Below are 13,970 nucleotides of genomic sequence, written 5' to 3' on the forward strand. Positions count from 1 at the left end.
AGCCCGGAGGATACATGACACACAGCCTGCGCACCCATATCGACGGCCCGACCTATGCTGACCAGTCTGCAGTATTGGATCAGTTGGTCGAACAGACCAACCTGCCCCAAGCCGACCGCTCGGCGATCTGTGCAGCAGCGGCTCAGTTGGTGCGTGACATCCGGTCCAGTACTTCGCCCGGCATGATGGAAGTGTTTCTGGCCGAATACGGCCTGTCCACCGACGAGGGCATCGCGCTGATGTGTCTGGCCGAGGCGCTGCTGCGCGTCCCTGATGCCGACACCATCGACGCGTTGATCGAGGATAAGATCGCACCGTCGGATTGGGGCAAACATTTGGGGCAGTCCTCGTCTTCGCTGGTGAACGCGTCAACCTGGGCGCTGATGCTGACCGGAAAGGTTCTGGACGAGGGCAAAGCGTCGCCCGTCGGCGCCCTGCGCGGGGCCATCAAACGATTGGGCGAACCGGTGATCCGTACGGCCGTTGGCCGCGCGATGAAAGAAATGGGCCGACAATTCGTACTGGGTGAGACTATCCAGTCCGCCATGGACCGGGCCGCCGGGATGGAGGCAAAAGGTTACACCTATTCCTACGACATGCTGGGCGAGGCGGCGCGCACCGAAGCTGACGCCGCCCGTTATCACCTGTCTTATTCCCGCGCTATCGCGGCCATTGCCGATGCCTGCACCCATGACGATATCCGGGCCAATCCGGGGATATCGGTAAAGCTGTCAGCCCTGCATCCGCGCTATGAGTTGGCGCAGGAACAACGGGTGATGGAAGAGCTTGTCCCTCGCCTGCGCGCCCTGTGTCTGTTGGCCAAAGCCGCCGGTATGGGCCTGAATATAGACGCCGAGGAAGCCGACCGCCTGTCGCTTTCCCTACAAGTGATCGAAGCCGTTATGGGCGAGCCCGCATTGGCCGGTTGGGATGGTTTCGGCATTGTCGTGCAAGCCTATGGTCCGCGTGCGGGGCTTGTTCTGGACACGCTCTATGACATGGCAGAACGTCATGACCGCAAACTGATGGTCCGGCTGGTCAAAGGGGCCTATTGGGATACCGAGGTCAAGCGAGCGCAGGTCGAGGGTGTCGACGGTTTCCCGGTTTTCACGCGCAAGGCGGCGACCGATATCTCGTACATCGCCAATGCCCGCAAGCTGTTGGGTATGACCGACCGAATTTACCCGCAATTTGCCACCCATAACGCCCATACGGTCAGCGCAATCCTGCATATGGCCGACGCGCAACCGTTCGAGTTTCAGCGTTTGCATGGCATGGGCGAAACTTTGCATCAGATCGTTCGCGATCAAAGCAACACTCGCTGCCGAATTTACGCTCCGGTCGGAGCACATCGCGATCTTTTGGCCTATCTGGTGCGGCGTTTGCTTGAAAACGGTGCGAACTCATCCTTCGTGAACCAGATCGTCGATGAAAATGTGCCACCCGAGGAGGTCGCCTCGGACCCGTTCGACACCATTGCAGATCCAAAATCACCGCTGCCAACCGGCCCTGAACTGTTTCAACCCGAACGGCCCAATTCTAAAGGGTTCGATCTGCAACACACACCGACGCTCGATCGGATTGACGCCGCCCGCGATGCGTTTCGCGCACATCACTGGTACGCGCAGCCGCTTCTGTCGCAAGACGCGCATCCCGACGCTGACGAAGCCGTCGTCAATCCGGCGCATCCACAGGACCGACCGGGCGCGGTCGCCCCGGCCAGCGCTCAGGATGTCGAACTTGCGTTGGCCACGGCGGCTCCGTGGAATGCTCCGGCTGAACAACGGGCGCAGGTATTGAATACAGCAGCTGATCTGTACGAAGCACATTATGGTGAGCTTTTCGCTCTGCTGGCGCGAGAGGCTGGCAAATCGATTCCCGATGCGGTCGCTGAACTGCGCGAGGCTGTCGATTTCCTTCGTTATTATGCTGCTAATATCCCGGCGGCTGAACCGGCGGGCACGTTTACTTGCATCAGCCCCTGGAACTTTCCGCTGGCAATCTTTACCGGGCAGATTTCGGCGGCTTTGGCCACCGGCAACGCCGTTCTAGCCAAGCCTGCGCCGCAAACGCCGTTGGTCGCGCACCGGGCTGTCCAACTGCTGCACGAGGCCGGAGTACCGCGCGACGTTCTGCAACTGCTGCCCGGTGGGCCGTCCGTCGGGGCGGCGTTGACGTCAGACCCGCGCGTTTCTGGGGTCGCCTTTACAGGCTCGACCGCCACCGCATTGAAAATTCGTTCAGCAATGGCAGAGAACCTGAAACCTGGCACGCCTTTGATCGCGGAAACCGGCGGATTGAACGCCATGATTGTGGACAGCACCGCACTGCCTGAACAAGCCGTGCAATCCATCATCGAAAGCGCATTTCAATCTGCGGGTCAGAGATGCTCGGCCCTGCGCTGCCTCTATGTGCAGGAAGATATCGCCGACGACTTGCTGACCATGCTGACCGGCGCGATGGAGGCTTTGCAGGTCGGTGACCCATGGCTTTTGTCGACCGACTGCGGCCCGGTCATTGATCAGGACGCGCTGCAAGGCATTGCGGACCACATCGCGCAAGCGCGCGCAGAAGGCCGGGTGGTGAAGGAACTGAACACGCCCCCCGAAGGGACTTTCATCGCCCCTACCCTGATCGAAATCCCCGGTATCAGCGCACTGGAGCGTGAAGTGTTTGGCCCGGTCCTGCATGTCGTCCGCTTCAAGGCTGCTGAGATTGATCAGGTCATCGCCGACATCAATGCCACGGGTTATGGGCTGACTTTCGGCCTGCACACCCGCATCGATGACCGGGTGCAGCACATCACCGAGGCCGTTCACGCGGGCAACATTTATGTCAACCGCAACCAGATTGGTGCGATCGTGGGATCTCAGCCCTTTGGCGGCGAAGGTCTGTCGGGCACCGGACCCAAGGCGGGTGGGCCGAACTACATGGCACGCTTCTGTGCTCCGGATCGTCAACACAGCACGGCGAATTGGAAAAACACGATGGGCGATCTACCCGATCCGCAAGGCCAGCCTGCTGCCGTACGCACGCAATCCCTGCCCGGCCCGACCGGCGAATCCAACCGACTGAGTGAATTCCCCCGCGCGCCATTGTTGTGCATGGGGCCAGGACCCGAGGCCGCACAAGCGCAGGTCGAAGCAGTCGCAGCCCTGGGCGGCACCGCCATTCTAGCGACCGGCATGGTGGACCTGCACAGGCTAGAGAACATCGTCAATATCTCAGGAGTTCTGTGGTGGGGAGATGACGAAACCGCGCGCGAGATCGAACTCCACCTGGCCCGCCGTGATGGCCCGATCCTGCCGCTGATCCCCGGTCGGCCTGACCGGGCGCGGGTTCTGGGCGAGCGTCACGTCTGCGTCGACACCACCGCCGCCGGAGGCAATGCGGCCTTGTTGGGAGGTGCGGCGTAACCGTACCTTGACGCTGGGCCGGGAAAAGCCCAGCGTCCCCCCATGTTTCCGATCCGTGACCACAATCCGTCGGGGCGCACGCCCTATGTCGTTTACCTACTGATGGCAGCCAATATCCTGATTTTCTTCAGCTATGTGGGGATTATGGATAATGCACCGCTGATCAACAGGCTGTATTTCGACTATGCTATAATCCCGGCGCGGATCACCGATGGATTTGCGTTCGAAACCCTTGTGACGTCGATGTTTCTGCATGGTGGTTGGATGCATCTGGCCGGGAACATGCTGTTTCTCTGGATTTTCGGGGACAATCTTGAGGATGAGATGGGCCACCTGCCCTTCCTGCTGTTCTATTTGCTGGCTGGTGTCGGCGCAGGCCTGATCCACGTTGCCACCGCGCCGGATTCGGTGGTGCCGACCATTGGAGCCTCGGGTGCGATTGCCGGGGTGATGGGCGGCTATCTTTTGCTGTTCCCCAAAGCGCGCGTGGACGTTCTGCTGATTCTGATCGTCTATTTTCGGATTTTCACCATCCCGGCTTTCATCATGCTGGGCATCTGGTTGGGCCTTCAATTCATGGGCAGCCTTGCAAGCAACCCAGACGAAGGTGGAGTTGCCTATTGGGCGCACACGGGGGGCTTTTTTGTCGGCCTGGTCCTGTGCCTCCCGCTTTGGCTTAAACGAGGTGGCCCCGCGTATTGGGGCCGCACCCACGGCCACCCGCCCCACCCCGAACACAAATACAAATTATCGCAATCCCGCATTCCACGGGTCCCGCGAAAATAGGCGCTAGTCCTCAGGCGGCTTCGGTAATCGACCACCGCTGAGGTGAGTGATCTCTTCTGCGGCGTCCCGAACCAACGTACCCAGTTCTGTTGCCCGGTCGGCAACGAACCGGACAGACGGCCCAGACACGGAAATCCCGGCACAGGGTTCGCCCCGGTCATTGTAGATGGCGGCACCGATACAGGACATGCCTTCGTACCGTTCCTCATGATCATGCGACCAGCCGCGGGCATGGGTTTTAGCCAAATCCGCCTCTAACCCTTCGTTCGGCAGCAACGTATGTGAGGTGAAACGAACAGCGTCAGCCGTCAATGCTTTGCTGACCGCAGACTCGCTCATCGCGGCCAATATCGCTTTGCCTGTGCCGGACGCGTACATCGGCGTCCGCGCACCCGGTGGGAAAAACGCCCGGATCGGGTTCGGCGTTTCAACCTGTCCGACAAAAACCACTTCGGACCCGTCTGGCACGGCCAAATTCGCGGTTTCGCCACTTTCTTGCATCAAACGCCGCAAGATCGGTCGCCCGATTTCAATCACGCTGTTTCGACGCAGGAACGAAGCGCCGGTGCGATACGCTTCAATCCCGATCATCCATTCCTGCCGCTCGTCATCGAAGGCGACAAACCCATGTTTCTGCAACGTCGCCAGAATACGGTGCGTAGTGGCTGTAGGTACATCCACTTCGCGCGCAAGATCGCTTAGCGCAGAGCGTTCCATTCGTGCCACTGCGGTCAGAACAACCAGCGCCCGATCCAGTGATTGCATGGTCCCGGCCGAGCTTTCCTTGAACAGCGATTTGGGCCTGCCGCGCGGCCTTTTGGGGGTGTCCGTCACTGATTTCTCCTTTCAGCCCGGCAAAGTTTTTTTCATCCCGCTTTCTGAAACTCAAAAATGAAAAACGGAAAATCACATCTATTCAATGGATTATTTATTTAATTGCAAAAATGAAAATATTTTTCAAGAAAATTGCACCAAGAAGCGATTTCTACAACACTCTTCTTCAAATCGGAGGATCTAGAAATGTCCAATCAAAACCCGGTATTCATTCCCGGCCCCACCAATATCCCGGATCGGTTGCGCCTAGCGATGCAGGTCCAGACACAGGACCACCGCGCGCCTGATTTTGTCGAAACCTTTGCCCCTGTGCTGGAAGACACCAAAAAGGTGTTTGGAACCAAAGAAGGGAACATCATCACCTTCCCGGCCAGCGGAACAGGCGGCTGGGAGGCATCGGTGACCAATACGCTCAGCCCCGGCGACAGCGTACTGGTTGCGCGCTATGGCATGTTCAGCCATCGCTGGATCGACCTGTGCCAACGGCACGGCCTGGATGTCCGCATTATCGAATGCCCCTGGGGCAGCGGCGCGCCCGCCGATAAGTTTGCCGAAGCTCTTGCCGCAGACAAAGAGCATAAGATCAAAGCAGTTCTGGTAACGCATAACGAAACGGCGACCGGCGTACGCTCGGATATCGGAGCGGTGCGCAAGGCAATGGATGCCAGCGACCACCCGGCGATGCTGTTTGTGGATTGCGTCAGTTCACTGGCCTCGATGCCGTTCGAGTTTGATGGCTGGGGCGTCGATATCGCGGTGTCGGGTTCGCAAAAGGGCTTCATGCTGGCAACCGGTATGGCGATCCTGTGTGTCAGCCCCAAGGCGCTGGCTGCGATGGAAACGGCCCAACTGCCGCGCACCTTCTTTGATTTCCGCGACATGATGAACGCAAATGCGTCGGGCGGGTTTCCCTATACCCCACCACTGCAGCTGATCTATGGTATGCGCGAAAGCCTGAAGATGCTGTTCGAGGAAGGGCTGGACAACGTATATGCCCGCCATTTCCGTCTGGCCGAAGGGGTCCGCAAGGCAACTGCCGCCTGGAGGCTGGAGTTGGTGGCGCAATCGCCCGACCTGTATTCCGATACCGTCAGTGCGATTTACGTACCTGAAGGCTTTGACAGCAATGCGCTGACCGATCACGCCTTTAATGCCTATGGCGTAAGCTTTGGCATCGGGTTGGGCGAAATGAACGGCAAAGCCTTCCGTATCGGCCATCTGGGCAGCCTGACGGATGTAATGGTTCTGTCCGGTCTGGCCACGATTGAAATGGCGATGGCTGATCTGGACTATCCGATCACGTTGGGCAGCGGTGTTGCAGCAGCGCAGGAGTACTTCCGCAGCGGTAGCGCCACACCGATGCAATCCGCAGCTTAAGGAGGAGCTTGATGTTGGACGCACTCACCACAGCTGAAAGCCTGACGCTGGCCGACATGCGCGAAGCGCACGAGCGGATTCGGCCACATATCAACCGCACCCCAGTGATGCGTTCGGACTATCTGGACGAACTGACCGGCGCACAGCTGTTCTTTAAATGCGAAAACTTCCAAGAAGCCGGGGCCTTCAAAGTGCGCGGGGCATGCAATGCGGTTTTTGGGCTGGATGACGACGCTGCAAAGCGCGGCGTGGCCACCCACTCTTCGGGCAACCATGCGCTCAGTTTGTCATATGCAGCCGGACGGCGGGGTATTCCCTGTAACGTCGTGATGCCGCGCACGGCACCGCAAGCCAAGAAAGACGCGGTGCGCCGTTATGGCGGGATCATCACCGAGTGTGAACCTTCGACCACCTCGCGTGAGGCGGTGTTTGCCGAAGTGCAAGGCCGGACGGGCGGTGAGTTCGTTCACCCCTACAACGACCCGCGCGTAATTGCAGGGCAGGCAACCTGTTCGGCCGAACTGCTTGAGCAAACCGACGGTGTGGACGCTGTAGTCGCACCCATTGGTGGCGGCGGCATGATCTCGGGCACGTGCCTGACCCTGTCGAACGCGGCCCCCGAGGTAAAGATATACGCCGCCGAACCGGAACAAGCCGACGACGCCTATCGCAGCTTCAAGGCCGGGCACATCATCGCCGACGACGCGCCAGTCACTGTCGCCGACGGTCTGAAAGTGCCGCTGAAGGAAAACACCTGGCACTTCGTGTCCCGCTTTGTCACCGACATTCAAACCGCCAGTGAAGACGAAATCGTCGAGGCGATGAAGATCACCTGGAAATACCTGCGTGTTGTGATGGAACCAAGCAGCGCCGTGCCATTGGCCACCATCCTGAAACACCCCGAAGTGTTCAATGGCAAACGCGTCGGCGTGATCATCACTGGCGGCAACGTGGATTTGGATAAATTGCCCTGGATCAAGGGCTGAGGAGGAAGAAGTATGAACAAGCCTGTGAATATCGATCAGCTTGAAGTTGGCTTTGACATTCCTGCCGCGATTGGCACGGACGAGGCCGAAATTCAGACGCCAAGCCTGGTGCTTGATCTGGACGCCTTGGAGCGAAATATCAAAAAGATGGGTGACTATGCCAAGGCCCATGGGATGCGTCACCGGGTGCATGGCAAGATGCATAAATCCGTCGATGTGGCAAAGCTGCAGGTCGAACTAGGTGGGGCCTGTGGGGTATGCTGCCAGAAGGTTTCAGAGGCCGAGGTCTTTGCCCGCGGCGGTATCAAAGACGTTCTGGTCTCGAACCAAGTGCGCGACCCGGCCAAGATCGACCGCCTTGCGCGCATGCCCAAGCTGGGCGCACGGACGATCTGCTGTGTCGACGACATCGACAATGTCGCCGATCTGTCCGAGGCGGCACAACGCCATGGCACCCAGATCGAATGTCTGGTCGAGATTGACTGCGGCGCAGGTCGCTGCGGCGTGACGACGACACCCGAGGTAATCGCCATCGCCAAAGCCATCGACGCGGCTCCGGGGCTGAAGTTCTCTGGCATTCAGGCTTACCAGGGCGCGATGCAGCACATGGACCTTTATGAGGACCGCAAGGCCAAGATCGACGTTGCCGTGGCACAGGTCAAAGACGCAGTGGACGGGTTGGCCGCAGAAGGTCTGGAGTGTGACATTGTCGGCGGTGGCGGCACCGGGTCCTACTATTTTGAAAGCACTTCGGGCGTATACAACGAACTGCAGTGCGGTTCCTACGCCTTCATGGACGCCGATTATGGTCGTATCCTTGATCAGGACGGCAACCGCATCGACCGTGGAGAATGGGAGAACGCGTTCTTCATCCTCACCAGCGTCATGAGCCACGCCAAGGCCGACAAGGCCATTGTCGATGCAGGCCTCAAGGCGCAGTCGGTGGACAGTGGCTTGCCGGTGATTTTTGGGCGCACCGATGTGGAATACATCAAGTGTTCGGACGAACACGGTGTTGTCGCTGATCCCGACGGTGCGTTGAAGGTGAACGACAAACTGCGTCTGGTGCCGGGTCACTGCGATCCCACCGCCAACGTCCATGATTGGTATGTTGGCGTGCGCAACGGCAAGGTCGAAACCCTCTGGCCAGTATCCGCTCGCGGTAAGGCGTATTAAGCCGAACCGCATTGATCCGGGCGGCGGTTCTTCCCTTCCCTGCCGCCCGGACCTGTCCTCAAGCTAAGGAAAAGGTCATGAAAGATATGTCGGAAAAACCCTTGCTGATCGTCGGAGAAGATCTGTGCCAGCAACTGGTTGGCCGCAGCGACGCGTTTGACGCGGTGCAGGACGTGTTCGCCGCAATGGCGCGCGGAGATGCTTACAACTTTCCGGTCATCCGTGAAGCGATTGGCTATGCCGATGCGCTTTATGGATTCAAATCCGGCTTTGACCGGGCCGGTCAGGTGCTGGGTGTCAAATCTGGCGGCTACTGGCCGGGCAATCTGGACAAAGGGTTGACCAACCACCAATCCACTGTCTTCCTGTTCGACCCGGACACCGGGCGTCTATCCGCACTGGTCGGCGGCAACTACCTGACCGCCGTGCGCACGGCGGCATCGTCTGCCGTTTCCATCGCCCATCTGGCCCGAAAGGACTCCAAGGTTCTGGGCATGGTTGGCGCTGGCCATCAATCCGCCTTCCAACTGCGCGCCGCAGCCGAGCAACGCGACTTTGAAAAAGTCGTTGCCTGGAACCCCCACCCCGAGATGCTTCCGCGTCTGGGTGAGGTCGCGAAAGAAATCGGCCTCGACTTCGAAGCTGTTAGTCAAGAAGAGCTGGGCGCACAGGCGGATGTCATCATCACCATCACGTCGGCGTTTGAACCTTTGCTGATGAAAGACTGGATCAAACCGGGCACCCATCTGGCCTGCATGGGCACCGATACGGTAGGCAAACAAGAAGTCGATGCCGCTCTGGTTGCCAGTGCAACGGTTTACACTGACGAAGTAGCCCAATCGGTCACCCTTGGCGAAGCTCAGCATGCCATCGCAAACGGCTCGTTGACCGAAGATCAGATCACCCCAATCGGTGCCGTCATCAATGGCGACCATTCGGGGCGGGCAAGCGCGGATGAAATCACCTTGTTCGACGGAACCGGTGTTGGGCTACAGGACCTGGCGGTTGCATCTGTTGCTGCACGGCTGGCGGATGAAGCCGGGCTGGCGCAGCGCGCAACCCTCTGAATCCAGGCTCTTTGAAACAACAAAGCGCGCCTGTAACAGGGCGCGCTTTTCTTAATGGATTTGCAGGAAGCTTAGCCCCGGATCACCTTGGCGAACTGGTCAAAGATCGGCTCATTGGCGCAGATCACCTCGCCATCCTCAAGCACGTTGCCTTCGGGGTTCAGGGCTTGCACAAAGCCACCGGCCTCTTTCACGATGATGATCCCAGCGGCCACGTCCCAAGCGTTCAGGCGACGCTCCCAGAACCCTTCATAGCGGCCTGCGGCCACATAGGCCATGTCCAGCGCCGCAGCGCCCCAGCGGCGCACACCAGCGCAGGCAGGCATCAGCCGGGCCAGATCCTGCAACGTGGCAGGCAGGTCCGAGCGGCCCCCGAATGGCAAGCCGGTCGAAAAGATGGACTCGATCATGCGATGACGGCCCGAGACACGGATGCGGGTATCGTTCATCCATGCGCCTTCACCTTTTTCGGCAAAGAACATCTCATCCTTGGCGGCGTCATAGATCACTCCGGCCACGATCTTGCCCTTGTGTTCCAGCGCAATCGACACCGCCCAGTGCGGCAGGCCGTGCAGGAAGTTGGTTGTGCCGTCCAACGGGTCTACAATCCAACGGCGGGTTGGGTCCTCACCATCAATCGCGCCGCCCTCTTCGGCCAACCAGCCATAGGTTGGGCGCGCACCCAGCAGTTCCTCTTTCAGGATTGCCTCGGCGGCAATATCGGCCTTGGAGACAAAGTCGCCCGCGCCTTTCATCGACACCTGAAGGTTCTCGACTTCACGAAAATCCTTGACCAAAGAACGCCCCGCCTTGCGCGCGGCTTTGATCATGATGTTGAGGTTTGCACTGCCAACCATTGTCCAAAGGCTCCTGTCCGGTCAAACCGCGCGTATACTGGTGCAACGCGCCCTTGCCAAGAGGAATGATGCGCATAGCAGACCCGCGTTTATTACCTATTGCTCTTGCAGCTTGCGCGCCTCGGTTCCCGCCAGTTCGATCAGTTCCTGCACGTAGGGTTTTTCAAGGTCTTCCGAGCGCACTGCCGCGTACAATGTGCGGGTAATTCCGTTTTCCGTCAGCGGGCGGGTGACATAGTCCGAGTTGTATTTTACCTCGCGCACGACCCAGTCAGGCAACGCAGCAACGCCCCGGTTCGAGGCCACAAGCAACAGGATCACTGCCGTCAATTCCACCTGCCGGATTGCGGCCGGTTCAACGCGTGCCGGGATCAGCAATTGGCTGAACACATCCAAACGTGTGCGTTCGACCGGGTATGTAATCAGGGTTTGCCCTCGGAAATCCTCGGCCTCGATGAACTCTTTCTGCGCCAAGGGGTGCGAGGACGACGCGACAAAGACCGCGTCATAGTCAAACAGTTCGATGAATTCTATACCCGGCAGCTCCTCAGGGTCGGACGACACCACCAGATCGACCTCTTCCTTCTGCAGGGCAGGCAAAGCGTCAAAGGCCAGACCCGGGCGGATATCGACATCTACATCGCCCCAGGATTTGCGGAAAGATTCCAGCACCGGGAACAGCCATTCGAAACAGGCGTGACATTCGATGGCGATATGCATCCGCCCCGTGCGCCCGTCCCGCAGAGAGGAAAATTCCTGTTGCGTCGCCTCAAGTTGCGGCAGAATCTGCTCAGCCAGCCGTAACAGACGCAAGCCCGCCGCCGACAGTTTCATCGGCTTGGACCGGCGCAGGAACAATTCGACCCCCGCCTGATCCTCCAACCCCTTGATCTGATGGCTCAGCGCGGATTGCGTGATGTTCAGCTGATCCGCCGCACGGGCCAAGCCGCCGCATTCATGGATGGCCTTAATCGTACGCAGGTGTCGGAATTCGATGTGCATTGTAGTGTGACTCATGTTGTTCTTGAGTAATATGAGTTTGTCTCACAATGCGCAAACTGGCACAAGAGCCACAGATAGGACCAGTGAGGCAGCCATGACGAAACCAGAAATTTCATTCGAGTTTTTCCCGCCGCAAACGCTCGAGGCCTCATTCCGCCTGTGGGATACGGTTCAGACGCTGGCCCCGCTTGAGCCGCGCTTTGTCTCGGTCACCTATGGGGCGGGCGGCACAACCCGCGAACTAACCCGCGATGCCGTGGCCACCCTGCACAAATCATCCGGCCTTCCTGTGGCAGCGCACCTGACCTGCGTGGACGCCTCGCGCCAGGAAACGCTGGAGATCGCCGATACATTCGCGCGTGCCGGGGTTCAGGACATTGTCGCCCTGCGGGGTGATCCGCCGAAAGGTCAGGTTCGGTTCCTGCCGCATCCCGATGGGTTCGCAAACTCGGTCGAGTTGATCGAAGCCCTGGCTGAAACCGAAATGTTCAGCATCCGCGTCGGCGCCTATCCCGACAAGCACCCCGAGGCACAGGATTTTTCGGCTGATGTCGACTGGCTCAAGGCCAAGCTGGATGCCGGTGCGGACGAAGCCCTGACGCAGTTCTTCTTTGAGGCCGAGACCTTTTTCCGCTTCCGCGATGCCTGCGAAAAAGCCGGGATCGACAAGCCCATCGTGCCCGGCATCCTGCCCATCGAGAACTGGAAAGGTGCCCGCAATTTTGCCCGCCGCTGTGGTGCGCATATCCCTGACTGGGTCGAAAACGCCTTTGAAAAGGCGATTCGCGATAATCGAGAGGATCTGCTGGCCACAGCACTATGCACCGAACTGTGTTCGGACCTGATCGACGAAGGCGTGGACAAGCTACATTTCTATACCCTGAACCGGCCTGAACTGACGCGCGACGTGTGTTTTGCACTGGGTATTACTCCAAAGGCCGAATTGCAAAACGTCGCCTGATTTGATCCCTGTTGATTACTTTGCCCGGACTCTACCAAGGCTCCGGGCTTTTTTGCGGGATCACAAGTGCAACCGGGATGTGAACAATAGCGCGACCCCTTTCGAACTGTCCCCCAAATAGCGATAAATTTTTGATAAAGTTTGACAAATTCGTGAGCCTCCACACACTGAGTTCGTAGTGTTTGTTTAATGAGTGTTTTGGCTATGGAGCCTGTTGAAAAGATAAATGCACGCGTTGACGCGCTCGAAGCTTTGGGCTTGGACCAGAATGCAGGGTCCGACGATATCCGAGATGCTTGGCGCCACATCGCATTTCACGCACATCCAGACCACAGAAACGGCGATTGCACACATTTCGCGCGCGCCAAAGAGGCGTATGATTTTTTACGCCGCGAAGGGCTGACCGTCAAAGGACGTGCCACCGGCATGCCGCGCCGGCCGAAGCTACGCAAACGTGTCATTGAATTGGAAAGCGCTGATATCGACGCCTGCCGCGTGTTGCTGAACACAGCTCTGGCGCACAGCCCGGATGGCGCAAACCCGGATTCTCAGACCTCAATCGAAGCAGACCATGTCCCCGAAGCCGTTGGGTTCTATGGCCGTCATCTGACTTATTTTGTTCCAACACCGGTTTGTGAGGGGTCCAACCGGGTGGCGCTGCCAACCTCGGTTCTTGCCTCGGCCCGGCGGACGGAAACCGAAGTTCTGAGCTTTCAGTCGAACGATGCAGGCGCCGGTGAAGTCGTGGTTCCCGACACGATCACCGAACGAAAGTTTCCCGGCGCGAAAAGCGTTCGCATCAAGTTCGACGCGGGTCAACAAATGCGCGACGACTTCTGGCTGGCTGGCTAACAGCAAAAACCCGGCCTAGTGTGGACCGGGTTTAGCTTCGGTGAGTAGCGTATTAGTTTGCGACCGGACCTTCCGAGGTGAATTTCGGAATAACGCTGGTCGATGCGTCATCACCTTCGATCCCCGGCCAGTTGCCTTCGGCCAGATTGATGTTGCCGGGGATATCCTCTTCAAAAAAGCCGACAACAACATCAGTGATGTTCAGGTACAGCTTGTCATCGACAATCCGCCACAGGTTCGGGTTCGCCGGAACCTTGCCACCACGCGATACACCGTAAGCGCAATGCCCATCATAGGCCGGGGCGTAATAGGCGGGGTTTTCAAGAAACTTATCGCGGTTCTCTTCGGTCGAGAACGCCCAGGTGGCACCGTTATAGTCCGCTGTAATATCAGAACGGCCACGTACGGCCTCGGGCTGGGCTTGGCCAACCGGCGCCTGATCCAGGCCACGATAGGCGACAACGTCGTAACCCGACACGGCAAAGCCGGTGCCGTCTACATACTGATCACCGGCGAAAGCCGGCACGGCAAAGGCCAAAGCTGTCACGAAAGTCAGGGCAAAGCGTTTCATGTGGTAAATCCTTTTGTCCTCGGGGTTGGGCACTTGCTGAGAGAATAGATATTTTCGCCCCAATGGGCAGTCCTGCTCGCGCCGC

At 58.7% G+C, this 13,970-nt stretch carries 12 protein-coding genes; 8 read left to right on the plus strand and 4 right to left on the minus strand.

What is annotated here, in order from left to right; genetic code table 11:
• The first annotated feature begins 14 nt into the window (after positions 1–14).
• Together putA and ACR0LY_RS07385 are read left to right on the plus strand one after the other, a co-directional pair.
• Positions 15–3,416, plus strand: a complete 3,402-nt coding sequence (gene putA / locus ACR0LY_RS07380) for a bifunctional proline dehydrogenase/L-glutamate gamma-semialdehyde dehydrogenase PutA (RefSeq protein ID WP_170347908.1) — start codon at positions 15–17, stop codon at positions 3,414–3,416.
• Positions 3,417–3,458: 42 nt separating this feature from the next.
• Complete coding sequence (locus tag ACR0LY_RS07385; RefSeq protein ID WP_170347907.1) at positions 3,459–4,202, plus strand: rhomboid family intramembrane serine protease; 744 nt, start codon at positions 3,459–3,461, stop codon at positions 4,200–4,202.
• 3 nt (positions 4,203–4,205) lie between these two features.
• Here the strand turns inward: ACR0LY_RS07385 and ACR0LY_RS07390 are convergent, their stop codons facing one another.
• Positions 4,206–5,036, minus strand: a complete 831-nt coding sequence (locus ACR0LY_RS07390) for an IclR family transcriptional regulator (protein ID WP_170347906.1) — start codon at positions 5,034–5,036, stop codon at positions 4,206–4,208.
• A 186-nt stretch (positions 5,037–5,222) separates the two neighbouring features.
• On the opposite strand from ACR0LY_RS07390, the gene bhcA reads away from it, so the two are divergent.
• The 4 genes from bhcA to bhcD all read left to right on the plus strand — a co-directional run bounded on the left by bhcA (position 5,223) and on the right by bhcD (position 9,642).
• The gene (bhcA, locus tag ACR0LY_RS07395) at positions 5,223–6,413 is read left to right on the plus strand and encodes an L-aspartate--glyoxylate aminotransferase BhcA (protein WP_170347905.1); all 1,191 of its coding nucleotides are present in this window, start codon (positions 5,223–5,225) and stop codon (positions 6,411–6,413) included.
• An 11-nt stretch (positions 6,414–6,424) separates the two neighbouring features.
• The gene (gene bhcB / locus ACR0LY_RS07400) at positions 6,425–7,399 is read left to right on the plus strand and encodes a beta-hydroxyaspartate dehydratase BhcB (protein ID WP_170347904.1); all 975 of its coding nucleotides are present in this window, start codon (positions 6,425–6,427) and stop codon (positions 7,397–7,399) included.
• A 12-nt stretch (positions 7,400–7,411) separates the two neighbouring features.
• Positions 7,412–8,575, plus strand: coding sequence for a 3-hydroxy-D-aspartate aldolase BhcC (gene bhcC, locus ACR0LY_RS07405; RefSeq protein WP_170347903.1), 1,164 nt, complete (start codon positions 7,412–7,414; stop codon positions 8,573–8,575).
• Positions 8,576–8,652: 77 nt separating this feature from the next.
• Positions 8,653–9,642 carry an iminosuccinate reductase BhcD gene (gene bhcD, locus ACR0LY_RS07410; RefSeq protein WP_170347902.1) on the plus strand — a complete coding sequence of 330 codons (990 nt, stop codon included), beginning with the start codon at positions 8,653–8,655 and terminating at the stop codon, positions 9,640–9,642.
• 71 nt (positions 9,643–9,713) lie between these two features.
• Here the strand turns inward: bhcD and ACR0LY_RS07415 are convergent, their stop codons facing one another.
• The gene (locus ACR0LY_RS07415) at positions 9,714–10,499 is read right to left on the minus strand and encodes an inositol monophosphatase family protein (protein ID WP_170347901.1); all 786 of its coding nucleotides are present in this window, start codon (positions 10,497–10,499) and stop codon (positions 9,714–9,716) included.
• A gap of 96 nt (positions 10,500–10,595) precedes the next feature.
• Positions 10,596–11,501 (minus strand): LysR family transcriptional regulator, encoded by a 906-nt coding sequence (locus ACR0LY_RS07420; RefSeq protein WP_170349338.1) that lies wholly within the window; start codon positions 11,499–11,501, stop codon positions 10,596–10,598.
• Between the two features lie 94 nt (positions 11,502–11,595).
• Here ACR0LY_RS07420 and metF point away from each other — a divergent pair, with 94 nt between their 5' ends.
• Together metF and ACR0LY_RS07430 are read left to right on the plus strand one after the other, a co-directional pair.
• Positions 11,596–12,462 carry a methylenetetrahydrofolate reductase [NAD(P)H] gene (gene metF / locus ACR0LY_RS07425; RefSeq protein WP_170347900.1) on the plus strand — a complete coding sequence of 289 codons (867 nt, stop codon included), beginning with the start codon at positions 11,596–11,598 and terminating at the stop codon, positions 12,460–12,462.
• Between the two features lie 189 nt (positions 12,463–12,651).
• Complete coding sequence (locus ACR0LY_RS07430) at positions 12,652–13,314, plus strand: DnaJ domain-containing protein (RefSeq protein WP_480567080.1); 663 nt, start codon at positions 12,652–12,654, stop codon at positions 13,312–13,314.
• A gap of 52 nt (positions 13,315–13,366) precedes the next feature.
• Here ACR0LY_RS07430 and ACR0LY_RS07435 read toward each other — a convergent pair whose 3' ends face one another.
• Positions 13,367–13,885: a YHS domain-containing (seleno)protein gene (locus tag ACR0LY_RS07435; RefSeq protein ID WP_170347898.1), complete on the minus strand. Its 519-nt coding sequence runs from the start codon at positions 13,883–13,885 to the stop codon at positions 13,367–13,369.
• Positions 13,886–13,970 lie beyond the last annotated feature (85 nt).

It is taken from the genome of Ruegeria sp. BC5 (genome assembly GCF_056539205.1).